The 22,723-nt window shown below is 73.7% G+C and carries 22 protein-coding genes; 11 read left to right on the plus strand and 11 right to left on the minus strand.

Annotated elements, in window-relative coordinates; all coding sequences use genetic code 11:
• The first annotated feature begins 106 nt into the window (after positions 1-106).
• From ACFYZA_RS37365 to fxsA, 4 genes are all read left to right on the plus strand, one after another.
• Positions 107-547, plus strand: coding sequence for an Lrp/AsnC family transcriptional regulator (locus tag ACFYZA_RS37365; protein WP_120725320.1), 441 nt, complete (start codon positions 107-109; stop codon positions 545-547).
• A 10-nt stretch (positions 548-557) separates the two neighbouring features.
• Positions 558-2,204: an amidohydrolase gene (locus ACFYZA_RS37370; protein ID WP_388494810.1), complete on the plus strand. Its 1,647-nt coding sequence runs from the start codon at positions 558-560 to the stop codon at positions 2,202-2,204.
• Between the two features lie 573 nt (positions 2,205-2,777).
• Positions 2,778-3,542: a polyprenol monophosphomannose synthase gene (locus ACFYZA_RS37375; protein ID WP_388494811.1), complete on the plus strand. Its 765-nt coding sequence runs from the start codon at positions 2,778-2,780 to the stop codon at positions 3,540-3,542.
• A gap of 215 nt (positions 3,543-3,757) precedes the next feature.
• Positions 3,758-4,339, plus strand: a complete 582-nt coding sequence (fxsA, locus tag ACFYZA_RS37380; RefSeq protein WP_388494812.1) for an FxsA family membrane protein — start codon at positions 3,758-3,760, stop codon at positions 4,337-4,339.
• 159 nt (positions 4,340-4,498) lie between these two features.
• Here the strand turns inward: fxsA and ACFYZA_RS37385 are convergent, their stop codons facing one another.
• The 4 genes from ACFYZA_RS37385 to ACFYZA_RS37400 all read right to left on the minus strand — a co-directional run bounded on the left by ACFYZA_RS37385 (position 4,499) and on the right by ACFYZA_RS37400 (position 8,095).
• Positions 4,499-4,873, minus strand: coding sequence for an RNA polymerase-binding protein RbpA (locus tag ACFYZA_RS37385; protein WP_053724453.1), 375 nt, complete (start codon positions 4,871-4,873; stop codon positions 4,499-4,501).
• Between the two features lie 254 nt (positions 4,874-5,127).
• Positions 5,128-6,495 carry an MFS transporter gene (locus ACFYZA_RS37390; protein ID WP_388494836.1) on the minus strand — a complete coding sequence of 456 codons (1,368 nt, stop codon included), beginning with the start codon at positions 6,493-6,495 and terminating at the stop codon, positions 5,128-5,130.
• Between the two features lie 62 nt (positions 6,496-6,557).
• Positions 6,558-7,322 (minus strand): glycerophosphodiester phosphodiesterase, encoded by a 765-nt coding sequence (locus tag ACFYZA_RS37395; RefSeq protein ID WP_388494813.1) that lies wholly within the window; start codon positions 7,320-7,322, stop codon positions 6,558-6,560.
• Positions 7,319-8,095 carry a YitT family protein gene (locus tag ACFYZA_RS37400; protein WP_388494814.1) on the minus strand — a complete coding sequence of 259 codons (777 nt, stop codon included), beginning with the start codon at positions 8,093-8,095 and terminating at the stop codon, positions 7,319-7,321. The genes ACFYZA_RS37395 and ACFYZA_RS37400 overlap by 4 nt, the downstream gene beginning before the upstream one ends.
• 102 nt (positions 8,096-8,197) lie before the next feature.
• Here ACFYZA_RS37400 and ACFYZA_RS37405 point away from each other — a divergent pair, with 102 nt between their 5' ends.
• Positions 8,198-9,700 carry a PLP-dependent aminotransferase family protein gene (locus ACFYZA_RS37405; RefSeq protein ID WP_388494815.1) on the plus strand — a complete coding sequence of 501 codons (1,503 nt, stop codon included), beginning with the start codon at positions 8,198-8,200 and terminating at the stop codon, positions 9,698-9,700.
• A 58-nt stretch (positions 9,701-9,758) separates the two neighbouring features.
• On the opposite strand, the gene ACFYZA_RS37410 is transcribed toward ACFYZA_RS37405, so the two are convergent.
• Together ACFYZA_RS37410 and ACFYZA_RS37415 are read right to left on the minus strand one after the other, a co-directional pair.
• Positions 9,759-11,354: a hypothetical protein gene (locus ACFYZA_RS37410; protein ID WP_388494816.1), complete on the minus strand. Its 1,596-nt coding sequence runs from the start codon at positions 11,352-11,354 to the stop codon at positions 9,759-9,761.
• Positions 11,355-11,427: 73 nt separating this feature from the next.
• Positions 11,428-11,622, minus strand: coding sequence for a hypothetical protein (locus ACFYZA_RS37415; RefSeq protein ID WP_100577357.1), 195 nt, complete (start codon positions 11,620-11,622; stop codon positions 11,428-11,430).
• A gap of 296 nt (positions 11,623-11,918) precedes the next feature.
• Here ACFYZA_RS37415 and ACFYZA_RS37420 point away from each other — a divergent pair, with 296 nt between their 5' ends.
• The 5 genes from ACFYZA_RS37420 to ACFYZA_RS37440 all read left to right on the plus strand — a co-directional run bounded on the left by ACFYZA_RS37420 (position 11,919) and on the right by ACFYZA_RS37440 (position 17,383).
• Positions 11,919-12,311: an ankyrin repeat domain-containing protein gene (locus ACFYZA_RS37420; protein WP_382597808.1), complete on the plus strand. Its 393-nt coding sequence runs from the start codon at positions 11,919-11,921 to the stop codon at positions 12,309-12,311.
• Between the two features lie 267 nt (positions 12,312-12,578).
• Positions 12,579-13,997, plus strand: coding sequence for a HEAT repeat domain-containing protein (locus ACFYZA_RS37425; RefSeq protein WP_382597810.1), 1,419 nt, complete (start codon positions 12,579-12,581; stop codon positions 13,995-13,997).
• Positions 13,998-14,124: 127 nt separating this feature from the next.
• A complete protein-coding gene (locus tag ACFYZA_RS37430) occupies positions 14,125-15,240 on the plus strand; it encodes a glycosyltransferase family 4 protein (RefSeq protein ID WP_388494817.1) in 1,116 nt (371 codons plus the stop codon).
• Entirely contained in the window at positions 15,237-16,421 is a 1,185-nt protein-coding gene (locus ACFYZA_RS37435) for a glycosyltransferase (protein WP_382597814.1), read from the plus strand. The genes ACFYZA_RS37430 and ACFYZA_RS37435 overlap by 4 nt, the downstream gene beginning before the upstream one ends.
• 44 nt (positions 16,422-16,465) lie before the next feature.
• Positions 16,466-17,383, plus strand: a complete 918-nt coding sequence (locus ACFYZA_RS37440) for an SGNH/GDSL hydrolase family protein (protein ID WP_388494837.1) — start codon at positions 16,466-16,468, stop codon at positions 17,381-17,383.
• Here ACFYZA_RS37440 and ACFYZA_RS37445 read toward each other — a convergent pair.
• From ACFYZA_RS37445 to ACFYZA_RS37465, 5 genes are all read right to left on the minus strand, one after another.
• Positions 17,284-18,153, minus strand: a complete 870-nt coding sequence (locus tag ACFYZA_RS37445) for a biotin-dependent carboxyltransferase family protein (RefSeq protein ID WP_388494818.1) — start codon at positions 18,151-18,153, stop codon at positions 17,284-17,286. The two genes, ACFYZA_RS37440 and ACFYZA_RS37445, sit on opposite strands and share 100 nt — an antisense overlap.
• Positions 18,150-18,779, minus strand: a complete 630-nt coding sequence (gene pxpB / locus ACFYZA_RS37450) for a 5-oxoprolinase subunit PxpB (RefSeq protein WP_388494819.1) — start codon at positions 18,777-18,779, stop codon at positions 18,150-18,152. Before pxpB ends, ACFYZA_RS37445 begins: the two co-directional genes overlap by 4 nt.
• Positions 18,776-19,549, minus strand: a complete 774-nt coding sequence (locus ACFYZA_RS37455) for a LamB/YcsF family protein (RefSeq protein WP_388494820.1) — start codon at positions 19,547-19,549, stop codon at positions 18,776-18,778. Before ACFYZA_RS37455 ends, pxpB begins: the two co-directional genes overlap by 4 nt.
• 100 nt (positions 19,550-19,649) lie before the next feature.
• Positions 19,650-20,444: a putative hydro-lyase gene (locus tag ACFYZA_RS37460; RefSeq protein WP_388494821.1), complete on the minus strand. Its 795-nt coding sequence runs from the start codon at positions 20,442-20,444 to the stop codon at positions 19,650-19,652.
• Positions 20,441-21,730 carry an MFS transporter gene (locus tag ACFYZA_RS37465; RefSeq protein ID WP_388494822.1) on the minus strand — a complete coding sequence of 430 codons (1,290 nt, stop codon included), beginning with the start codon at positions 21,728-21,730 and terminating at the stop codon, positions 20,441-20,443. Before ACFYZA_RS37465 ends, ACFYZA_RS37460 begins: the two co-directional genes overlap by 4 nt.
• 227 nt (positions 21,731-21,957) lie before the next feature.
• Between ACFYZA_RS37465 and ACFYZA_RS37470 the strand changes: the two genes are divergently transcribed.
• Positions 21,958-22,665 carry a GntR family transcriptional regulator gene (locus ACFYZA_RS37470; protein WP_382597826.1) on the plus strand — a complete coding sequence of 236 codons (708 nt, stop codon included), beginning with the start codon at positions 21,958-21,960 and terminating at the stop codon, positions 22,663-22,665.
• The last annotated feature ends 58 nt before the right edge of the window (positions 22,666-22,723 follow it).

Consider the following 22,723-nt stretch of genomic DNA (forward strand, 5'->3'; position numbering starts at 1 on the left):
CCGGCGGTCCGCGAACCTGTGGTGTTCGTCACATGCCGCCCGCAGGTGCCCTTTCGGGCGCCGCCCGACTGTGCCGGAGGCGACCTGGGGCAATAGGTTGATCGCCATGGAGGAGCTGGACCGTCAGATTGTGGATCTGCTCGTCAAGGACGGGCGGATGAGCTACACCGACCTGGGCAAGGCCACCGGCCTGTCCACCTCGGCGGTGCACCAGCGGGTGCGGCGTCTGGAGCAGCGCGGGGTCATCCGCGGATACGCGGCCGTCGTGGACCCCGAGGCGGTGGGCCTGCCGCTGACCGCGTTCATCTCGGTGAAGCCCTTCGACCCCAGCGCCCCGGACGACATCGCGGAGCGCCTCGCGGACGTGCCGGAGCTGGAGGCCTGCCACAGCGTGGCCGGCGACGAGAACTACATCCTCAAGGTGCGGGTCGCCACGCCTCTGGAGCTGGAGCACCTGCTGACCCGCATCCGCACCCTGGCCGGCGTCTCGACCCGTACGACCGTGGTCCTGTCCACCCCGTACGAGGCACGGCCGCCGCATATCTAGGCTGTCCTCCATGAGTTCCGCGAGTTCCACGACCGAAGAGACCGCCCACCGCACCGTCCTGCTGCGCGGTGGCGATGTGCACAGCCCCGCCGACCCCTTCGCCACCGCGATGGTCGTCGAACGCGGGCACGTCGCCTGGGTCGGCTCCGAGGGCGCCGCGGACGCCTTCGCCGGCGGTGTCGACGAGGTCGTCGACCTCGAAGGCGCCCTGGTCACCCCCGCGTTCACCGACGCACATGTGCACACCACCGCCACCGGTCTCGCCCTGACCGGCCTCGACCTCTCCTCGGCCCGCACCCTGGCCGAGGCCCTCGACGCCGTACGCGCCCACGCGGCCGCCCGCCCCGACGACAAGGTGCTGCTCGGCAACGGCTGGGACGCGGCCCGCTGGCCCGAACGGCGTCACCCCTCGCGGGCCGAGCTGGACACGGCCACCGGCGGGCGCCCGCTCTATCTGCCGCGCATCGACGTCCACTCCGCCGTCGTCACCAGCGCCCTGCTCGACCTGGTCCCCGGCGTGCGCGACCTGGCCGGATTCCGGGACGGCGAGCCGCTGACCGGCGCCGCCCACCACGCGGTACGGGCCGCCGCCCACGCCGCGATCACCCCGCGCCAGCGCACCGAGGCCCAGCGCGCGGCCCTGCGAAGGGCCGCCTCGCTCGGCATCGCCGTCGTGCACGAGTGCGGCGGCCCCGAGATCTCCGACGAGGACGACTTCACCTCCCTGCTCGCGCTGGCCCGCGCCGAGGCGGGACCCCGGGTCTTCGGCTACTGGGCCGAGCGCGTCGCCGGGGCCAAGGACGCCGATCGCATCCGCGAACTCGGCGCGGTCGGCGCCGCCGGAGACCTCTTCGTGGACGGCTCGCTCGGCTCCCACACCGCATGCCTGCACGCCCCCTACGCGGACGCCCCGCACACCGGCGCCGGCCACCTGGACGCCGCCGACGTCGCCGCCCATGTGGCCGCCTGCACCGAGGCCGGCATCCAGGCCGGCTTCCACGCCATCGGCGACGCCGCCCTGACCGCGGTCGTCGAGGGCGTACGCGCCGCCGCCGAGCGGGTCGGCCTTGCCCGGATCCGTGCCGCCCGGCACCGCGTCGAGCACGCCGAGATGCTCACCCCCGAGACGATCGCCGGCTTCGCCGAGCTCGGCCTCACCGCCTCCGTACAGCCCGCCTTCGACGCGCTCTGGGGCGGCGACGAGGGCATGTACGCGGACCGCCTCGGCGTCGAGCGGGCCCGCACGCTCAACCCGTACGCGGCCCTGCTGCGGGCCGGGGTGCCGCTCGCCTTCGGCTCCGACGCCCCGGTGACCCCCCTTGACCCCTGGGGCGCCGTGCGCGCCGCCGCCTTCCACCACACCCTCGACCACCGGGTCTCGGTCCGTGCCGCCTTCACCGCCCACACCCGGGGCGGCTGGCGCGCGCTCGGCCGGGACGACGCGGGGACGCTGGTGCCGGGCGCTCCGGCCGACTACGCGGTCTGGCAGGCCGCCGACCTCGTGGTCCAGGCCCCGGACGACCGGGTGGCCCGCTGGTCCACGGACCCGCGCTCGGGCACCCCGGGCCTGCCCGACCTCACGCCGGGCGCCCCCCTGCCGGTCTGTCTGCGCACCGTGGTGTTCGGACAAACGGTGTTCGAGCGGCCGAACGAGTGACTTGGGGACAATTCGTACCGCCGACGGGCTGCCGTCACGGCATCGCCACGACCTGCGGATCTTCGGCACTGACCTGGTGATTTGAAAAAACGTCGCAGCTCGATCGGCTGTTGACAGAACGCGGCAAGGGGCCGGTAGGTTCGGCCGAGTCCACCACAGGACTGTCCAACCGGTTGATCCTCCACGCAGTCGTCGAACGCCGCTGGGTCATGGGGTGGTGTGCCGCACCGGCGCACCGCCACTGGGAGCCAGGTTCAGCGCCCGCGCCTCGGGGGCGAGGGAAGGTTTCAGCCGCGCGGGGGTCCCCCCGGCCCCTGAGGGCCCGGGGAAGGTGCGACCCGGGTGGGGCCCGGACGTTCAGTAGACAACGGCTCTCGGTCGACCCGCAGCCAGCGGGTCCCAGGTCGGCCCGAAGGGCGCCGGGCCCCCGTACCGACACGTTCATGACATCCGGCATTACGGCAGATCCCGGCCGCCATCCGGGCGCATCCGACACCACACACCCTCGCGGTACGGCCTGATCACGACCGCTCGCTATGGTGGACCCCTGCGTACGGACAATAAGGGGCAGCAGTGAACGACGGCGGTCAGAGGCGGTACGGCCCGCTGGGCAAGGCCTTGGTGATCATCCCGACCTACAACGAGGCGGAGAACATCAAGCCGATCGTCGCCCGCGTCAGGGCGGCGGTCCCCGAGGCCCACATCCTGGTCGCCGACGACAACAGCCCCGACGGCACGGGCAAGTTCGCGGACGAGATCGCGGCCCAGGACGACCAGGTGCACGTGCTGCACCGCAAGGGCAAGGAGGGCCTCGGCGCCGCCTATCTGGCGGGCTTCCGCTGGGGCATCGAGAACGACTACGGCGTCCTCGTCGAGATGGACGCCGACGGCTCCCACCAGCCCGAGGAACTGCCCCGGCTGCTCACCGCCCTCAAGGGCGCCGACCTCGTGCTCGGCTCCCGCTGGGTGCCCGGCGGCCGGATCGTGAACTGGCCCAAGTACCGCGAGTACATCTCGCGCGGTGGCTCCACCTACTCCCGGCTGCTCCTCGGCGTCCCGATCCGCGATGTCACCGGAGGCTTCCGGGCCTTCCGTCGCGAGACCCTCGAAGGCCTCGGCCTCGACGAGGTCGCCTCGGCCGGTTATTGCTTCCAGGTGGACCTCGCCCGGCGCGCGGTCGGCGCGGGATTCCACGTGGTCGAGGTGCCGATCACGTTCGTCGAGCGCGAACGCGGCGACTCGAAGATGAGCAACGACATCCTGGTCGAGGCACTCTGGCGGGTCACCGCCTGGGGCGTCGGCTCCCGCGCCAACAAGCTCCTGGGCCGCAAGGGCTGAGATCCCCGCCGGCACGAGAATCCCGGGCCACCGTGGGCCTGAGGCGCTGAGCGGCCGGGCTCCGAGGGCCTCGCGGCCGGGGGGACCCGCATTCCGAGCACCAGGGTTCCGGGGGCCCCGGGAGACTTCGGCCGGGGGAGGGGCCGCCCGTACGACCAGGGCGCACTGATCTCCCTCTTACGCCGTCCGGATCGGCTCCCAGGCACACTGGGAGCATGACGACCGGCACTCCGCCTCCGACAGCTCCCAAGCGCTCGCGCGCACGCACCTTCGTACCCCTGGGGATCGCCGCCTGGCTGGTCCTGGAGATCTGGCTGCTCACCGTGGTGGCCTCGGCCACCAGCGGCCTCCTGGTGGTGCTGCTGCTCGTAAGCGGCCTGCTGCTCGGCAGTTACGTCATCAAACGGGCCGGGCGCCGCGCCTTCCGCAATCTGACCGAGCCGTTTCAGCAGCAGCAGTCCGGTGCGGCTCCGTCGGCCGCCAAGGGCGGCGGCGAGGGCAACGCCCTGACGATGCTGGGCGGCCTGCTCCTGATCATCCCCGGGTTCGTCTCCGACGCGCTGGGGCTGCTCTGTCTGCTCCCGCCGGTACGGAAGTTCGCCACCCGCTTCGCCGAGCGCTCGCTCGACAAGCGGATGCGGGCGGCCGGCGGCGGCGCGCTCGGCGACGCCTTCCAGCAGGCTCGCATCCACTACCCCGACGGCAAGGTCGTGCCGGGCGAGGTCATCCGGGAGGACGGCTCCGCCGCGTACCCGCCACGGGACGACCGGGGCCCGCGCCCGCCACTGGTTCCCTGAACCGAACCGGGCCCGGTGTAGCGAACGCACCGGGCCCGGGCAAAAGCTGAGCGGCGAGAGCTGAGCGGCAAAAGCTGAGCGGCAAAAGCTGAGGGCCGGTCACACCAGATGGTGTGACCGGCCCTCAGCTCTTGTGCGCTGTATCGCCGAACTGGGCGATCAGGCGGACTTGCGGCTGTCGCGCGGATGCACGGCAATGTTCATGGTGCCGGAACGAAGGACCTCCAGCCTTTCGGCCAGAACCTCCTCCAGCTCCTCGCGGGTGCGCCGCTCCATGAGCATGTCCCAGTGCGTACGCGCGGGCTTGCCCTTCTTCTCTTCAGGGCCGTCGCCGTCCACCAGGAGTGCGGGGGCCCCGCAGACCTTGCACTCCCACTCCGGCGGGATCTCCGCCTCCACCGAGAAGGGCATCTCAAAGCGATGTCCCTTCTCGCATGCGTACTCCACGGCCTGGCGCGGGGCCAGATCGATGCCGCGGTCGGTCTCGTAGCTGGTCACCACGAGGCGCGTGCCGCGAAGAGCTCGCTCACTCATGAATCGTGCCTCCCGGGCTTGTCGCCCACAGGACAGGTGTCACTGTCGTCGTCATCCGGTCAACGTCCGGTCGGCGGTAAAGATTCCCGTTCTGGGTCATGCGTCGCCGTCGTGCCGCCCCTTGTTGTACCCACCAGTGACCGGTTTGTCACATCTGACAGCAGATGTCACCCAGCGTCTTCTCTACTTGAGCACGCAGTAACGGTCCGCCTGGCAGGCCAAAGGCGTACACTACCGGCCTTTCACTTCAACGTCTAAATCCGCGCCGGAACGGGATTCCCCGCGGCGGCCACGGCGGCCCGCACCGGCACCCGGGCGAGCAGCACGAATCCGACCGCGAAGAAGACCACCAGCGAGATGATGGCATCCCGATAGCTCCCGGTCAGCTGATACGCGAGACCGAACACCAATGGCCCCAGCCAGCTCAGGCCCCGGTCGCTCATCTCGTAGGCCGAGAAGTACTCGGCCTCCTTGCCGCTCGGCACCATGTGTGAGAAAAGCGACCTCGACAGCGCCTGGCTGCCGCCCAGCACCGTGCCGATCGCCCCCGCGAGCACGAAGAACAGCACGGGCTGACGGGCGGGCAGGAAGAAGCCGACGCCGAGGATCACCGCCCAGACGGCCAGCGAGCCCAGGATCGTCCGCTTGGCCCCGTGCGTCCGGGCGAGCCGCCCCATCCCGAGCGCGCCGACCACCGCGAGGACCTGCACCAGGAGGACGGCCACGATGAGCGTGTTCTGGTCGAGGCCCAGCTCCTCGGAGCCGTAGATCGAGGCCTGCGAGATCACCGTCTGCACACCGTCGTTGTAGATGAGGTACGCGAGCAGGAACGCGAGGGTGAGCGGGCGGGCCCGCATGTCCCGCAGCGTCGAGATCAGCTGCCGCCAGCCCGCGCCGACCTTCCCCTCGGCCGCGCCGCCCCTTTCCCCGGCCGCCGCCACCTGGCGGTCGCGCAGCCGGCGCAGCGGCACCAGGGTGAACGCGCCCCACCAGACGCCGGCCGAGGCCAGACAGATCCGTACGGCGGCCGACTCGGACAGGCCGAAGCCGTCGTGCCCCGAGTACAGGATGAGGTTGAGGACGAGGACGCCCGCGCCCGAGGTGTAGCCGAACGCCCAGCCGCGCGAGGAGACCTGGTCGCGCTCCTCGGGGCCCGCGATCTGCGGGAGATAGGCGTTGTAGAGGACCATCGAGACGGACAAGGACGCGTTCGCGACGATCAGGAGCACCGCGCCGAGCAGATAGCGGTGCCCGTCGAGGAAGAACATCCCGGCCGTCGCCGCCGCGCCCGTGTAGGCGGCGGCCGCCAGGAGCGGCTTCTTGCGGCCGGTGCGGTCGGCGGCGGCGCCCACGATCGGCATCAGGACCACCGCGAAGATCACCGAGGCGGACACGGCGTACGCGAAGAGCGAGCCGGCGCGCACGGGCACGCCCAGCGGATGCACGAACCCGTCGGCATCGGCCGCCGACTTGGCGATCGAGGTCAGATAGGGGCCGAGGAACACCGTCAGCACGCTCGTCGAATACACCGAGCAGGCGAAGTCGTAGAAGTACCAGCCGTGTTGTTCCCGTTTGCGGTCGGCCGTGCTGACCGGCTGTTCCGCCCGGTCCACGCTGCCCATGGCCTCAGCGCTCAACCCGCGCCCCCTCGCTCGTGCCGTACGCGAGCGGTGCCCGCCGGGGGTCAGTGCCAGACTCCCCGGTCGGTCAGTACCGTGCGCAGTGTCTCCAGATGATCGGTCATGATGCCATCCACGCCAAGGTCGAGGAGCGCCCTCATCCGCGCCGGGTCATTGATCGTCCAGACGTGAACCTGCAGGCCGAGCGCGTGCGCGGTCCGCACGAAGCGCCGGTCCACGACCGGGATGCCGCTCTGGCTCTCGGGGACCTGGGCGCTGACCGCGCCGGGGCGCAGCGGCACCGGGATCCCGTACGAGCGAAGGCGCAGCGCGGCGACGCCCCGCACTCCGTAGGAGGTGGCCAGGCGCGGGCCCGCGAGCCGGTGCGCCCTGGCCACCCGGGCCTCCGAGAACGAGCCCACGCAGACCCGGTCCCAGGCGTTCGCGCGGCGGATCAGATCGATCAGCGGGACGAGCGCGGACTCGGCCTTCAGATCGACGTTCCAGCGGACCTCGGGGAAGGCCTCAAGGAGTTCCTCGAACAGCGGCAGCGGCTCGCGCCCGGCCACCCGGGCCCGCTTGACCTCGTCCCAGGGGAGCTCGGCGATCCTGCCCTGGGCGTCGGTGACCCGGTCGAGCGTCGCGTCGTGGAACGCGACCAGGCGTCCGTCGGCCGTGGTGTGCACATCGGTCTCGAAGTACCGGTAACCGGCCTCGGCGGCCCGCTGGAAGGCGGCGGCCGTGTTCTCGATGCCGTCGGCCGCACCGCCCCGGTGGGCGAACGGGATCGGCGAGGGGTGGTCCAGATAGGGATGGCGTACGCGAGTCACCGGGGAAGTATCGCGCGGTCCGGTGACGCCGGTGCGACGGCGGGGTGGCCCGTGGATGCCGGGGTCGGGGCGGGGCTCGGGTTCCGGACGGGGCCGGGTATCGGGTCCTGGGCCGGAGTCTGGGCCGGAGCCGGAGCCGGAGCCGGGGCCTGGGCCTGGGCCGAGACCGGAGGCGAGGCCGGGGTCGTTCCGGGGATCGCGAAGACGCGGAGGAAGAACTGGGCGAGCGGGCCGATCGCCAGGGCGTACAGGACCGTGCCGACGCCGAGCGAGCCGCCGAGCAGGAACCCGGTCGCCACCACGACGACCTCAAGTGACGTGCGCACGAGCCGGATTGATCGTCCCGTCACCCTGTGCAGACCGGTCATCAGGCCGTCGCGCGGCCCCGGGCCGAAGCGGGCCGAGATGTAGAGGCCGGTCGCCACCCCGTTGCACACGATCGCGGCGGCCGTCAGCGGAACCCGGGCGAGCAGCCCGTGCACATCGGGGACGACGGCGAGCGTGCCGTCCATGAAGACGCCGATCGCGAACACGTTGGACACCGTGCCGAGGCCCGGCCGCTGGCGCAGCGGGATCCAGAGCAGCAGCACCGCCGCCCCGACGATGATGGACACGACGCCGATCGAGAGGCCGGTGTGCTTGGCGAGGCCCTGGTGCAGCACCCCCCACGGTTCGAGGCCGAGCCCGGCGCGGACGAGCAGCCCCGAGCTGACGCCGTACAGCGCGAGGCCGACGTAGAGCTGGACCACCCTCCGGGTGAGGTGCGTGGACAAGGTGAGGCCCCCTGCGTGGTGGTAGTGGACTGACCCGTGCCACTCTGTGGCGGGACAATGGACCGCAACCATGGCCAATTCCGGGAAGGTGGACTGACTTCGATGGCTCAGTGGACCTCTGCGATCGGGCCCGCCCAGCTCGCCCGCCAGCTCAAGGCACAGCAGCCCCGTCCGGCCGGGACGGGCCTGCGCAAGCCGCCCGCCTACCGGGCCCTGGCCGACGGCATTCGGCTGCTCGTCCTGGAGGGCCGGGTCCCGGCCGCCGCCCGGCTGCCCGCCGAGCGCGAGCTTGCCCTCGCCCTGTCGGTGAGCCGCACCACGGTCGCCGCCGCCTACGAGGCGCTGCGGGGCGAGGGCTTCCTCGAATCGCGGCGCGGCGCGGGCAGCTGGACCGCCGTGCCCGCCGGGCATCCGCTGCCCGGCCGTGGACTCGAACCGCTTCCGCCCGAGTCGCTCGGCTCGATGATCGACCTCGGCTGCGCCGCCCTGCCCGCGCCCGAACCCTGGCTGACCCGGGGCGTCCAGGGCGCGCTCGAAGAGCTTCCGCCGTACGCCCACACCCACGGCGACTACCCGGCGGGCCTGCCCGCGCTGCGGCAGATGCTCGCCGACCGCTACACCGCGCGCGGCATCCCGACGATGCCCGAGCAGATCATGGTGACGACGGGCGCGATGGGGGCGATGGACGCCATCTGCCACCTGTTCGCCGGCCGGGGCGAGCGCATCGCCGTCGAGTCGCCTTCCTACGCCAACATCCTCCAGCTCATGCGCGAGGCGGGCGCCCGGCTGGTGCCGATCGCCATGGCCGAGGGCCTGACCGGCTGGGACCTGCCGCGCTGGCGCCAGGTGTTGAGGGATGCCGCGCCCCGGCTCGCGTACGTCGTCGCGGACTTCCACAACCCCACCGGCGCGCTCGCCGACGAGGACCAGCGGCGCCAGCTCGTGGACGCGGCCCGTTCGGCCGGGACCGTGCTCGTCGTGGACGAGACCATGAGCGAGCTGTGGCTCGACGAGGACCTCGCCATGCCGCGCCCCGTCTGCGCCTTCGACCCCGCCGGGGCCACGGTGCTCACGGTCGGCTCGGCGAGCAAGGCGTTCTGGGCCGGCATGCGGATCGGCTGGGTGCGGGCCGCGCCCGACATCATCCGCTCGCTCGTCGCCGCCCGCGCGTACGCCGATCTGGGCACCCCCGTACTGGAGCAGCTGGCTGTCAACTGGCTTATGGGGACGGGGGGTTGGGAGAAGGCGGTCGAACTCCGCAGGACCCAGGCCCGCGAGAACCGCGACGCCCTGGTTGCGGCGGTGCGCCGGGAGCTGCCCGGCTGGGAGTTCGATGTGCCGCGCGGCGGTCTCACCCTGTGGGTGCGCACCGGAGGACTGTCGGGCTCCCGCATCGCCGAGGTCGGCGAACGCGTCGGAGTGCGGGTGCCGTCCGGCCCCCGCTTCGGAGTGGACGGCGCCTTCGAGGGCTATGTCCGGCTGCCGTTCACGGTCGGTGGCCCGGTCGCCGATGAGGCCGCAGTGCGCCTCGCCGCGGCGGCCCGCCTCGTCGAGACGGGCGGCGGCTCGGGGAGCGCGGAGCCGCCGCGGACGTTCGTGGCGTAAGGGGACCCGAGGGACCCGAGGGGCGCCGGGCCCGAGGGCCGGTGCCCGTGCCCGCCGCTCATCCCTCGGCCGGGACCGCCTCCACCGGCGTCGTGTCGGCGGGCGGGGCCTGCACGGGAGCGGCGTCCACCGGGGTCGCCTGCACCGGGCCCTCCCGGGCCGGGAGCAGGTCCAGGACCGCCTGGCGGTGCGCCTCGGTCGTGGCGTCGTCGTACGGGTCCGGGGTCGCGGGGACCTGGAGGCGGAGCACCGGGCCGGTGCCGAGGCGGGCGTAGCCGCGGCCCGGCGGGACCTCCGGGGTGGGCGTGGTGTGCGGCGGGACGCCGAGCACCGACTCGACCTGGCCGAGCGCGGCCGGACCGAGGACCACACGGGCCCGGGTGTGCGAACGCACCGGCTCGGACAGGTCGTCCAGGGCCTCGAACTGTTCGGCCACCACCACGGTCACCCCGGCGGCCCGGCCGTGCCGCAGCGGGACCTGGAGCAGGTGCTGCGGGTCGGGGCGGCCGTCGGCCGCGGCCAGGTCGGCGAACACGCTGGGCCGGTCGAGCAGGATCCACAGCGGGCGCTTGGTGTCCTCGGGAGCCGGGTGGCCCGCCTGGCGGGCCCGGTTCGCGGAGATCAGGCGGCGCTCGGTCTCGTGCGAGGCCCACTCGAGGGTGGCGAGCGCTCCCGCGAGCCCGCACTCGACGGCGAGCACGCCCGAGCGGCCGGTCAGGCAGGCGTACTCACCCGTTCCGCTGCCCTCGACGATGAGCAGGTCGCCGTGCTGGAGGGCCTGGAGCGCGATGGAGCGGAGCAGCGTCGTGGTGCCCGAGCCGGGCTGGCCGACGATGAGGAGGTGGGGCTCGGTGGAGCGGGGCCCGGTGCGCCAGACCACCGGAGGGGCGTCGTGGCTCCCGTCGCCCGCGGTCACCGGGACGGTGCGCCGCACGGCGTCCGCGTCGGTGAAGCCGAGGACGGTCTCGCCCGGCGAGGTCACGAAGCGCTGGGCGGCGATCGAGGTGGTCAGCGCGTCCAGAACGCTCATCGTGAGCTGGTTGCCCTCCTCGTCCCAGGCGAAGTGGTACTCGCGGCCGCGCCCCGACTTGGCGTGCAGGAGCTGCTCGATGCGGGCCCGCGCGGCGGGCTCGCCGTCGGTGAAGTAGGCCGGGTAGCGGATGCCGAGCCGGGTGAGCCGGCCGCTGTCGTCGAAGGCGTAGTCACTGAGGGCCTTGTCCCACTCGCCCCCGTGGGAGAAGAGCGGGCTCGGGTCCTCGGGGACGGAGAAGTAGGGCACGAGCGCCTCGTAGAGGGCCTGGAGACGGGCGACTTCGGCCTCGTCGGGGCCCGTCTTGACGACCGGCTTCACCCGGCCCTTCCAGCCCGCCGCGCCCATCACCGTGATCAGGGCGAGGAGCGGCCCGTACGGGATGAGCGCGACGACCAGGACCACGGCCGCCGTCAGGAACAGCGCGGGACCACGCCGTTCCTTGGGGGTGGCGGCCCATTTGCCGCGCAGGGCGGCGGTGATCAGCCGCAGGCCGCGGCTGATCGTGATGAGCGGATGGAGAACGTCGGTGGCGCTGTCGGCGGCCGTGCGCGCGATCTCGCGGCTGCGAACGATGGATGCGCTGCTGCTGCTCAGAATGCGGGGGAGTGGTCGCCGGGCCACATCGTTCTCCTGGAGTTGTGTCCGCAAGGGGGTCCGCCGTGACGTCCGCCGCGCGGCGGCGGACGGCGGGAGGTCAGAACTTGATCCCGCCCAGCAGGCTGGCGAGGCTCGCGCCTCCGGCCGTGATGCTCGGGGCGATGGCGGTGCCCGCGAGGTAGAAGCCGAAGAGCGCGCACACCAGCGCGTGCGAGGCCTTGAGTCCGTCTTTCTTGAAGAAGAGGAAGCAGATGATTCCGAGCAGCACCACACCTGAGATGGACAGGATCATTGGGGATCTCCTGGTTGATGGGGACGGTCACCATGAGTTCTTCCAGGCTCACAGGAAGTATCTATGCGATAAAAGGTGCAAACGGGTGAAAGGCCGCCGATTTCACTGGAGTGGCGGATATGAAAAGCAGCCCGGAGCGGGACACTGTGCGGCCGTCGGCCGGTCAAACCGTCACTCGCGGTGATCTTTGCCTCCGGTGGGCCGCGTCATGTCGGCCGGTGGGCAGTACCCTGTCGATTCACTCGTACGGCTCTGTCGCCGTGCGGGTTTGTTCCGTTGCCCCTAAGGAGTTTTCGATGAGCGAGGAACTCGATCCCGAGGTGGTCGAGCTGGCGGCCAGGATCTTCGAGCTGGCCCGTCAGGGAGACGCCGAGGCGCTCGCCGCGTACGTCGACGCAGGGGTGCCCGCGAACCTCACCAACGACCGCGGCGACTCCCTCGTGATGCTGGCCGCCTACCACGGGCACGCCGAGGCGGTCTCCGCCCTGCTGGCCCGCGGCGCCGAGGCCGACCGCGCCAACGACCGCGGCCAGACCCCGCTCGCCGGCGCCGTCTTCAAGGGCGAGGACGCCGTGATCAAGGCCCTCCTGGCCGGCGGAGCCGATCCTTCCGCCGGGACGCCCTCCGCGGTCGACACCGCCCGGATGTTCGGCAAGGCGGACCTGCTCGCCCTGTTCGGGGCCAACTGAGCGTCCATCAAGCGTTTACGGGGGATCCACCGAAGAGCCCGCGGAGAGGGGCGCCGTAAATGTGGTCGCAATGGCGAAATGGCTGGGTCATCATGACGTCGAACCCCTACATCGGGGGCAGGGTTCCTACATCGGGGACCACGACGAGAGGCAGGAAGATGGTCTACACCAAGCAGAAGACGGCGGGCGACCCCTCATGTTGCTGCGCGGCCTAGGGCAAGGCACGAATCCCCGGTTGCGTCGACAGCTTGATGTGAGGCTATTTCCATGTTCGATCCAGTCATAGCGCCGAGCGGCACGCTGCTCGGCCTGCTGCAGCGGGGCCGCGGCGACGGCACCCTGCACGCGCTGGCCGCCCCGCGCGACGAGGCCCTGGCGGCCCTCAACCACTGCGTACTGAGCGACCCCCGCCACGACTGGCAGGTCGAGAACCGCTCGCTGTACTACGCGCGGCTCTTCCTGGATCTCGACGGCGGGCTCGACCAGATCGAGCGGCACCTCTTCGGTGCCGAGGACATCCTCGACACCGAGGACTCCAGGACCGGGCTCGCCCTCGCCGTCCTCGGCCACCTCGCCTCGTACGGCAGGAGCGACGCGCTCGCGCTGCTCCGCCGCTACGCCGCGACCGGGTCCAACTGGGCCTGGGCCCTGGACGAGCTCGCGCTGCGCGACGACGACGCGGGCCTGCGCGCCCTCGCCACGTCCGTGCTCGGCCGCTTCCCCGCCACCCCGGAGGGCGACGGCGAACTCGCCGCCACCGTGCGCGACGCCTTCGAGCCCCGGCCCTGGCGTCTGTGGGCCGAGGACCCGCGCGACGAGGTGGGCAAGCGGGTGCGGGCCGCCCAGGAGACCGGCTCCTTCGACCGCTGGCAGCGCCAGATGCGGCCGTCCGGACCCCGCCCCGGATGGAGCGTCCAGGCGGTCTTCGACTGGGCCGACGAAGGTCTGGAACGCGGCGCGGTCCTGCACCTGCCCGCGGCCAGGTGCCTCGGCGCCGTCGCGGGGCCCGAGGACCGGGACGCCATCGTCGAGGCCGCCCGCTCCGGTACCGACGGAGCCCGTGGCGCCGCCCTGCACTATCTCGCCGAGTCGTGCGACGCCCGGGTGCTCGACCTGATCGAGGCGGCCGTCTCCACCGGCTCCCGCACCGCCGCCGACGCGGCCGTGCACGCCTTCGAGCGGATGTGCGGCCCCGAGGCCGTCGACCGGGCCCGAGGCTGGGTCCAGCGCCCCGACCAGCTCGGCGCCTCCGCCGCCAGCGTGCTCGCCGCACGCGGCGAGGCCGGCGACGAGAAGCTGGTGCTCGGCGCGCTCCGCGAGACCGTACGCTCCGAAGGCCCCGACGCCCCGCTCCTGCGGGCCCTCGTCGACGGGGCGGGCCGGCTCGGCATCTGCTGCGCCGCCCCCGTGCTGCGGCACGTCTACCGCGAGACCGCCTCCTCCCAGCTGCGCGGCCGCACCGCCCGTGCGCTCGCCGCCACCGACCCCTCCTTCGCCACCGGCTTCGCCGTCGAATGCCTGTGGGACTGCGAGGAGACCACCAGAGAAGTGGCCGCCCAGTACGCGGAGCTCGTGGACGCCCGGGTGGCCGAACGGCTGCGCAGGCTCGCCGCCGACCCGGCCGAGGAGGCCGAGGTGCAGAGCGCCATCCACGACCGGCTCGGCCCGGACCCCACGGCCGTGTGATCCACGGCCGACGGGGGCAGGCCGTGCGATCCACGGCCGGACCCGGAAGGGCAACGCTCACGGGACGTTCCCCGGGCGGAAAGATCCAAGTCGACCGGGCCACTCCCGGCGCGACGACAACACGGGTATGCGTGTCGTCATCGTCACCGAGTCCTTCCCGCCCGACGTCAACGGCGTGGCCCACTGCGCCCTGCAGACCGCACGGCATCTCGCCGCACGCGGTCACCAACCGCTCGTCATAGCCCCGGCCACGGCCACGGGGGAGGGCTCTGACGCGCCGTGCCCCGTCATACGGGTGCCCTCACTGCCGCTTCCCGGCTATCCCGAGGTCCGCCTCGCCCTGCCGAGCCGACGGGTCGCCGCCGCCATCGCCGCGCACCGCGCCGACCTCGTCCACCTCGCGAGCCCCTTCGTGCTCGGCGTACGCGGCATGGCCGCCGCCGCCCGCCTGGGCGTTCCCGCCGTCGCCGTCTACCAGACCGACCTCGCCGGATACGCCCGCACCTACATGGGCGCCGGCTCGGGCACCGCCTGGCGGCGCCTGCGGGCCGTCCACTCGGCCGCCGACCGCACCCTCGCCCCGTCCACCGCCGCACTGCGCGACCTGACCGAACACGGCGTACGACGGGTGCGCCTGTGGCCGCGCGGCGTCGACACCGAGCGCTTCCGGCCCGAATCGCGCGATGCCGCGCTGCGCCGCGAACTCGCCCCGAACGGCGAGCTGATCGTCGGCTACGTCGGCCGGCTGGCCCCCGAGAAGCAGGTCGAACTCCTCGCGGACGTCTGCGCGCTGGACGGCGTGCGCGTCGTCGTCACCGGCGACGGGCCGAGCGCCCCCGCGCTGCGCTCGGCGCTGCCCGGCGCCGTCTTCCTCGGCCGCCGCACCGGCCCCGAACTCGCCCGCATCTACGCCTCGTTGGACGTCTTCGCGCACACCGGCCCGTACGAGACGTTCTGCCAGACCGTGCAGGAGGCCATGGCGAGCGGGGTGCCCGTGATCGCCCCGGCGGCGGGCGGCCCGCTCGACCTGGTGGCCCACGGCAGAACCGGGCTCCTCGTCCCGCCCGGGGACGCCGGGGCCGTCCGCGACGCCGTACGGAGACTCGGCGATCCGGCGCTCCGGGCCGCCTACGGGCGGGCCGGGCGCACCGCCGTGCTCGGGCGGACCTGGACCGCCGTGGGCGACCTGCTCCTGGAGCACTACGCCGAGGTGCTCCAGGCGCGGACGGCGGTGGCGGCATGAGCGGCCTGCGGATCGTACGGCTCGCCAACTTCGTCACGCCCGCGTCCGGCGGGCTGCGCACCGCCCTGCTCGAACTCGGCCGAGGCTATCTGGCGGCCGGGCACGAGCCCGTCCTGATCGTCCCCGGCGACCGGGCCCGGGACGAACTCACCGAGCAGGGACGGGTGATCACCCTGCCGGGCATCCCGCTGCCGGGCACCGGCGGCTACCGCGTGCTCGCCGACCCCCGCCCGGTCCGCCGGGTCCTCGAGGACCTCGCGCCCGACCGCGTCGAGGTGTCCGACCGCACCACGCTGCGCTGGACCGGGGAGTGGGCCCGGCGGGCCCGGGTGCCCTCCGTGATGGTCTCGCACGAGACCGCCGACGGGGTCCTGCGCACCTGGGGCCTGCCCGAGGCCGTGGCCCGGAGCGCCGCCGACCGGCTCAACAGGCGTACGGGCTGGGCGTTTTCGCGGATCGTGTGCACCACGGAGTGGGCCGAGCGCGAGTTCGTACGGATCGGCGCGCGCAACGTGGTGCGGGCGCCGCTCGGCGTCGACCTGGTCCGCTCCAGGCCGGGCCGGCGCTCCACCGTGCTGCGCGCCCGGCACGCGCGCGGCGCCCGGGTGCTGCTCCTGCTGTGCTCGCGGCTCTCGGTCGAGAAACGGCCGGGCCTCGCCCTCGACGCGCTGGCGGCGCTGCGGCGCGCGGGGGTGCCCGCCGCCCTCGTGGTCGCGGGGGACGGCCCGCTGGCGGGGGGCCTGAGGCGACGGGCGGCGGCGGAACGGCTGCCGGTCGAGTTCCTGGGGCACATCGCCGACCGCGAGGCCCTGGCCGACCTCCAGGCCGCCGCCGACATCTGCCTGGCCCCGGGTCCGGCCGAGACCTTCGGCCTCTCCGCCCTTGAGGCCCTGGCGTGCGGCACCCCCGTCGTGTGCGGGGCATCGTCCGCGCTGCCCGAAGTCGTGGGCGACGCGGGGCTCGCGGCCGGCGGCACCGGCGAGGAATTCGCCCTGGCGGTCCGGGAGTTGCTGGGCCGGCCCGAGCGGCGGCGCCGGGCGGCCGCGCGGGCGCGGGCCGAACTGTTCCGCTGGGACACCGCGGTGGCCGCCTTCCTCGCCGCCCATGACGCCCTTGGCGCCCCAGCGGTTCCGGCGCCCGGAGTCGCCGCGCGCCGAGCGGTGCCGGGGGTGACCGCGTGAGCGCCGTGGCCGTGGAGGCCGCGCCCCAACTCCCGCTCCGGAGAATGAGGTTCGCGGCTCTGGGTGACTCCCTCACCGAGGGCGTCGGCGACCCGGTCGCGGGAGCCCCGCGCGGCTGGGCGGCCCTGCTCGCCGCCGGCCAGCGCGGTTGGGAGTTCCGCAACTTCGCCGCCAGCGGTGCGCTCACCCTCGACGTGGTCGAACAACAGGCGCCCCGGGCAAGGGAGTTCGCGCCCGACCTCGCATCGGTCGTCGTCGGCGTCAACGACACCCTGCGCCGCTCGTTCGACATCCGGCACATCGCCGTCCGCCTGGACACGCTGTACGCGGACCTCGCCGGGTCGGGCGCCGTGCTGCTCACGGCCTGTCTGCCCGACCCGGGCGCCATGCTGGGCCTGCCGGGGCCGCTCGCCCGGCCCCTCGCGCGCCGCCAGCGCGCCGTCAACAGCGTGGTGCACGTCCTGTCCGCGCGGTACGGGGCCGTGCATCTGCACCTGGCCGACCCGGCCTGGGTCGAGGACCGCACCCTGTGGAGCGCGGACCGGCTGCACCCGGGCGAGCGCGGCCACCGGCTGATCGCGGCCCGCTGCCACGCGCTGCTGGCCGAGCGGGGCCTCGCCCCGGGCGCACCGCCCTCGGCCGAACCGGAGCAGCCGCCGCCGGGCGCCGCCGCCTCCCTGTACTGGCTGGCCACCTCGGGCACGGCCTGGCTGGCCCGCCGGTCCACCGACCTGCTGCCCCAGCTGCTGCGGCTCGCCGGAGACGAGCTGCGGCACGCGGCGCGCGGCACCGGGGTCCGGCTCGACCTGCACGCCGCCGACGCGCTGGCCGCCGCTCTGGCGGCCGTCGCGCCGGTGCCGGATCAGCGCCAGCGCGCCAGGACGAACCTGAGCGGGGTGCCGGGCGCGGCCTGTGCGGCGGCGGCCAGGTCCGGTTCGGGGACGACGCCGATCACCGGGTAGCCGCCGGTCGTCGGATGGTCGGCCAGGAAGACCACCGGCCGCCCGTCCGGCGGCACCTGCACCGCCCCCAACACCATTCCCTCGCTCGGCAGTTCACCCTCCAAGGAGCGCCGCAGCGCGGGCCCCTCGGTGCGCAGCCCGATGCGGTTGCTCGCCGAGGACACCCGGTAGTGCCCGGCCGCGAGCGCGGCGGGCGCGTCCGGCGCGAACCAGTCCGCGCGCGGCCCCGGGCCCACCCGCAGCACGAGCTCGTCGGGCACCCCCGGCGCGGGCGCCTCGTCCACGAACGGGCGGGATCCTTCCGGGCGGCCGAGCGGCAGCACCGCACCGTCCCTGAGCGGGGCCGGGCCGAGCCCCGAAAGGAGGTCGGTGGAGCGGCTGCCGAGGACCGGCTCGACGGCGATGCCGCCCGCGAACGCCAGATACGACCGCACCCCGCGCGTCGCCGCGCCCACCTCGACCACGGCCCCCGACGGGACCCGGACCGGCGCGCCCCAGGCGGCCGGCCGGCCGTCCAGGGTGACCGGGCAGGGCGCCCCGGTCACCGCGACGGTGACCGCGCAACGGGGGCGTACCGCGCAGCCGTTGAGGGTCGTCTCCAGGACGGCCGCCCCCGGGGCGTTGCCGACCAGGCGGTTGGCGAGGCGGCTCGCGGGCAGGTCGAGCGCGCCCGACCGCGGCACCCCGAGATGCGCGTGCCCGTGCCGCCCCTCGTCCTGTACGGAGGTCAGAGCCCCGGCCCGTACGACCGACAGGGCCCGGTCGGTCATCGCGGCGCCCCGGGGACGAAGCGGACCCGGGTGCCCGGCGTGAGCAGGGCGGCCGGCTCGCGGTGCGGGTCCCACAGGGCCGCGTCCGTGCTGCCGATCAGCTGCCAGCCGCCGGGGGACGACCGCGGGTAGACGCCCGTGTACGGGCCCGCGAGCGCCACCGAGCCCGCCGGGACCGCGGTGCGCGGGGTGTCCCTGCGGGGTGTCGCGTACCGCTCGTCGAGTCCGGTGAGGTACGCGAAGCCGGGCGCGAAGCCGCAGAAGGCGACCCGGAACTCGGCCGAGGCGTGGATCCCGGCGACCTCCCGCTCCGGGACCCCCCACAGAGCGGCGACGTCCGCGAGATCCGGGCCGTCGTAGCGCACGGGGATCTCGACCGTCTCCCGGGCGCCCGCAGCCAGGGGAGGGATGTCCCAGGTGGCCAACTGGGCGGCCAGGGAAGGAGGATCGCCCACGCCGTCGAGCAGGACGGTACGGGCCGCGGGCACGATCTCCCGCACCTCGGGGAGCGTTCCGGCGGCGCGGCGGCGCAGCAGTTCGGCGTGCAGGGCCCCGGCCGCCTCGCCGCTGTCGAGCTCGACCAGCAGGGCGTGCTCCCCGACCGGCAGGACGCGCGGCGTGCTCACGAGAACGCCGCCACCCGCACGCCCGCCGCCTCCAGGGCCGTCCGTACCCGGCGGGCCAGGTCCACCGCGCCCGGGGTGTCCCCGTGCAGGCACAGCGAACCCGCCCCGACGGCGACCCGCTCGCCGTACTCGGCCACGACCGTGCCGTCCAGGGCCATGGACACGGCCCGCGCCACCACCGCGTCCGGGTCGCTGACCACCGCGCCGTCCCGGCCGCGCGGCACCAGGGTGGCGTCGGAGGTGTAGGCGCGGTCCGCGAACGCCTCGGTGACCACCGGGAGCCCGGCCCGCTCGGCGGCCGCGAGCAGCCGGGAACCCGGCAGGCCCAGCACCGGGAGCCGCGCGTCCGCGAGCAGGACCCCTTCGACGACGGCGGCCGCCTGCTCCTCGTCGTGCACGACGCGGTTGTAGAGCGCGCCGTGCGGCTTGACGTACGAGACCCGACTGCCGGCCGCGCGCGCGAAGATCTCCAACGCGCCGATCTGGTAGGCGACTTCGGCCGCCAGCTCGGCGGGCGGTACGTCCATGGAGCGGCGGCCGAAGCCCGCCAGGTCGCGGTAGGAGACCTGGGCGCCGATGCGTACCCCGCGCTCGGCGGCCAGGGTGCAGACCCGCCGCATGATGGCCGGGTCGCCCGCGTGGAAGCCGCAGGCCACATTGGCGCTGGTGACGACGGAGAGCAGCTGTTCGTCGTCGGTGAGGCGCCAGTGGCCGAAGCCTTCGCCGAGATCGGCGTTGAGGTCGATCGACGTCGTCGCGGACCGGGTCATGGGTGCGGTGTCTCCTGTTCACGATGGTGCGTGGGCCTGTGGTGCAGTGTGCCCCGGCCGGGCGGGGTGCGCTCGGCCGGGGCGGACGGCCGTGCGCGGGTCAGCGGATGCGGTAGTGCTCGTCGCGGACGTCGGTGAGGAACATCCGGCCCGGCGCGTGGGTGAGCGCGAACGGCGGCCGGGACGCCATCACCGCCGCCTGCGGGGTGACCCCGCAGGCCCAGAACACCGGCACGTCACCGGGCTCGGCCCGCACGGGGTCCCCGAAATCGGGCCGGGACAGGGCGGCTATGCCGAGCGCCGCGGGGTCCCCCGAGTGCACCGGCGCGCCGTGGACGGCCGGCATCGCCCGGGTCACCCGGCAGGCGGTGCCGACCAGGGCGGCCGGGACCGGCCGCATCGACACCACCAGCGGGCCGCTGAGCCGCCCGGCCGGCCGGCAGGGCCGGTTCGTCACGTACATCGAGACGTTGCGGCCCTGGTCGATGTGGCGCAACGGCACGCCCTCGGCGGCCAGTTGGGACTCGAAGGTGAAGCTGCACCCGATGAGGAACGTCACCAGGTCGTCCCGCCAGAAGGCCGTGGCGTCCACCGGCTCGGCGACGAGCTCGCCGTTCTCCCAGACGCGGTACCGGGGTACGTCCGAGCGCAGATCTGCGTCGGGGGCGAGCCGCGTCCGGAAGGAGCCCGGCCGGGTGACGTCGAGGACCGGGCAGGGCTGCGGATTGCGCTCGCAGAACAGCCGTACGTCCTCGGCCCAGTCGGCCGGAACGCAGACCAGGTTGGCCTGGGTGTGCCCCGGTGCCCATCCTGCCGTCGGCACGTCCGTACCGGAACGGAACAGGGTGCGGGCCTGCTCGGGGGAGGCGAGCACCGGCGGTTCGAGCCGGGTCATGACAGCTCCTGTCCGCGCGTCTCGGGCAGGCCGAGCAGGGCAAGGACCGCGATCGCGTAGCCGACGGCGCCGAAGACCAGGGCGCCGCCCACGCCCCAGCTGTCGGCGAGGTAGCCGACCAGGGTCGGGAAGAAGGCGCCCACGGCCCGCCCGGTGTTGTACGTGAACCCCTGGCCGCTGCCGCGCACGGCCGTCGGATACAGCTCGCTGAGGTAGGAGCCGAAGCCGCTGAAGATCGCCGACATGCAGAAGCCGAGCGGGAAGCCGAGCACGAGCAGCAGGGTGTTCGCACCGGACGGAAGGTGCGTGTAGACGAGGATGCAGACGGCCGACAGGACGGCGAACAGCGCGATGTTCTTCTTCCGGCCGAGCGCGTCGGTGAGGTACCCGCCGGTCAGATAGCCGATGAAGGCGCCGGAAATGAGGAAGGCCAGATAGCCGCCGGTGCCGACGACCGTCAGGTGCCGCTCGCTCTTCAGGAAGGTCGGCACCCAGGTGGCGAGGGTGTAGTAGCCGCCCTGGACACCGGCGGAGAGCAGGACCGCGAACAGGGTCGTGCGCAGCAGCGGGCCGCGGAAGACCGCAGCGAAGGTGGCGGTGCCGCTCGTGGTGCGGGCCGCGGCGAGCCGCCGCTCGGCGGCCTCGGGGGCGTCCTCGACGTTGCGGCGCACGTAGACGAGGAGCAGGGCCGGGAGCGCCCCGGTCCAGAACACCACGCGCCAGGCGGTGTCCGGGCCGACGAACTGGAACACCAGCGTGTACACGACGACGGCGAGCGCCCAGCCGGCCGCCCACGCGCTCTGCACGGCGCCTAGGGTGCGGCCGCGGTGGCGGGCCGAGGCGTACTCGGCGACCAGGATCGCGCCGACCGCCCACTCGCCGCCGAAGCCGAGCCCCTGGAGGGCGCGGAAGACGAGCAGCGTCTCGTAGTCGGGCGCGAATCCGCACAGGACGGTGAAGACCGCGTAGGTGCCGACGGTGATCATCAGCGCCCGGACCCGGCCGATGCGGTCGGCGACCACCCCGGCGAGTGCGCCGCCGACGGCCGAGACCACCAGCGTGACCGTGGTGAGCAGTCCGGTCTGGCCGGTGCCGAGCCCGAAGTAGGCCGAGATCGCGACCATGGTGAGCGGGAGCGTGAAGAAGTCGTACGAGTCGAGCGCGTAGCCGCCGAAGGCGCCCCCGAACGCGCGCCGGCCACCGGGACCGAGCGTGCGCAGCCATCCGAACGGGCCGTTTTCGTGGGGGAGTTGACCGTGTTGCGGCTCTGCCTTGGTCGTGCTCATGTGCACCTCGCAGGAGGGGACGAGAGGGCGGATGAGGGGGCTGCCGAGACTGTGCGGGAGGTACGCCGGGGAGTGCGGTGCGGGGGCGCGGTCGTTTCAACGTAGGGGATTGTTGAACGATCCGACAAGACTCTTGCGTGGACGTTCCCGCTTCCTCACGTCCTCCCGGTGCTTCTACGATGGGCGCACGCGTCGGCGGGAGCGTCCGGCGGGGGAGAGAGGGCGCTGTGGCCACAACGGACTCCGGACCGGGCGGACTTGCCGAGGACCGCGCGCTGCTGGGCCGCACCAGCACCGCGGAGCGCGTCGCGGACATCCTGCGCAGCCGGATCGCGGAAGGCTTCTTCCCGCCGGGGGAACGCCTCGCGGAGGACACCATCGGCAAGGCTCTCGGGGTCTCGCGCAACACCCTGCGCGAGGCGTTCCGGCTGCTCACCCACGAACGGCTGCTCGTCCACGAGCTCAACCGCGGCGTCTTCGTGCGGGTGCTGGCCGTCGAGGACGTCGCCGACATCTACCGCACCCGGCGCCTGGTCGAATGCGCCGTCGTCCAGGGGCTCGGCGCCCCGCCCTACCCCCTCGACAGGCTCGACGCAGCCGTCTCGGGCGGCGAACGCGCGGCCGGGGAGGGCGACTGGCCGGGCGTCTCCACCGCCAACATCCACTTCCACCGCGAACTCGTGGGCCTCGCGGGCAGCGCCCGCACGGACGAGCTGATGCGCGGCGTCCTGGCCGAACTCCGCCTGGCCTTCCACGTGGTGGACGACCCGCGCCGCCTCCACCAGCCCTACCTCGTGCGCAACCGGCAGATCGTGGAGGCGCTGCGCGCGGGGGAGCGGGACACGGCCCGGCGGCTGCTCGCCGACTACCTCGACGACTCGCGCGCCCAGCTCGTCGAGGCGTACGGGGAACTGGTCGCGGACGTTCCCGCCTGACCCGCGCCCCGGCTGCGGGAGGCGGGCGGATCTGCGCCGTTTCGACCGTTGTCAGTGC

The organism is Streptomyces sp. NPDC001828 (assembly GCF_042892175.1).
Classification (GTDB): Bacteria; Actinomycetota; Actinomycetes; order Streptomycetales; family Streptomycetaceae; genus Streptomyces.

Coding starts and splice junctions, on each gene's coding strand:
- ACFYZA_RS37390 (WP_388494836.1), bottom strand. CDS start 6,495: ATGGGCAGCGTGGACCGGGCGGAACAGCCGGTCAGCACGGCCGACCGC.
- fxsA (WP_388494812.1), top strand. CDS start 3,758: ATGACGACCGGCACTCCGCCTCCGACAGCTCCCAAGCGCTCGCGCGCA.
- ACFYZA_RS37425 (WP_382597810.1), top strand. CDS start 12,579: ATGTTCGATCCAGTCATAGCGCCGAGCGGCACGCTGCTCGGCCTGCTG.
- ACFYZA_RS37440 (WP_388494837.1), top strand. CDS start 16,466: ATGAGGTTCGCGGCTCTGGGTGACTCCCTCACCGAGGGCGTCGGCGAC.
- ACFYZA_RS37370 (WP_388494810.1), top strand. CDS start 558: ATGAGTTCCGCGAGTTCCACGACCGAAGAGACCGCCCACCGCACCGTC.
- ACFYZA_RS37430 (WP_388494817.1), top strand. CDS start 14,125: ATGCGTGTCGTCATCGTCACCGAGTCCTTCCCGCCCGACGTCAACGGC.
- ACFYZA_RS37420 (WP_382597808.1), top strand. CDS start 11,919: ATGAGCGAGGAACTCGATCCCGAGGTGGTCGAGCTGGCGGCCAGGATC.
- ACFYZA_RS37460 (WP_388494821.1), bottom strand. CDS start 20,444: ATGACCCGGCTCGAACCGCCGGTGCTCGCCTCCCCCGAGCAGGCCCGC.
- ACFYZA_RS37405 (WP_388494815.1), top strand. CDS start 8,198: ATGGCTCAGTGGACCTCTGCGATCGGGCCCGCCCAGCTCGCCCGCCAG.
- ACFYZA_RS37455 (WP_388494820.1), bottom strand. CDS start 19,549: ATGACCCGGTCCGCGACGACGTCGATCGACCTCAACGCCGATCTCGGC.
- ACFYZA_RS37445 (WP_388494818.1), bottom strand. CDS start 18,153: ATGACCGACCGGGCCCTGTCGGTCGTACGGGCCGGGGCTCTGACCTCC.
- ACFYZA_RS37435 (WP_382597814.1), top strand. CDS start 15,237: ATGAGCGGCCTGCGGATCGTACGGCTCGCCAACTTCGTCACGCCCGCG.
- ACFYZA_RS37415 (WP_100577357.1), bottom strand. CDS start 11,622: ATGATCCTGTCCATCTCAGGTGTGGTGCTGCTCGGAATCATCTGCTTC.
- ACFYZA_RS37385 (WP_053724453.1), bottom strand. CDS start 4,873: ATGAGTGAGCGAGCTCTTCGCGGCACGCGCCTCGTGGTGACCAGCTAC.
- ACFYZA_RS37365 (WP_120725320.1), top strand. CDS start 107: ATGGAGGAGCTGGACCGTCAGATTGTGGATCTGCTCGTCAAGGACGGG.
- ACFYZA_RS37465 (WP_388494822.1), bottom strand. CDS start 21,730: ATGAGCACGACCAAGGCAGAGCCGCAACACGGTCAACTCCCCCACGAA.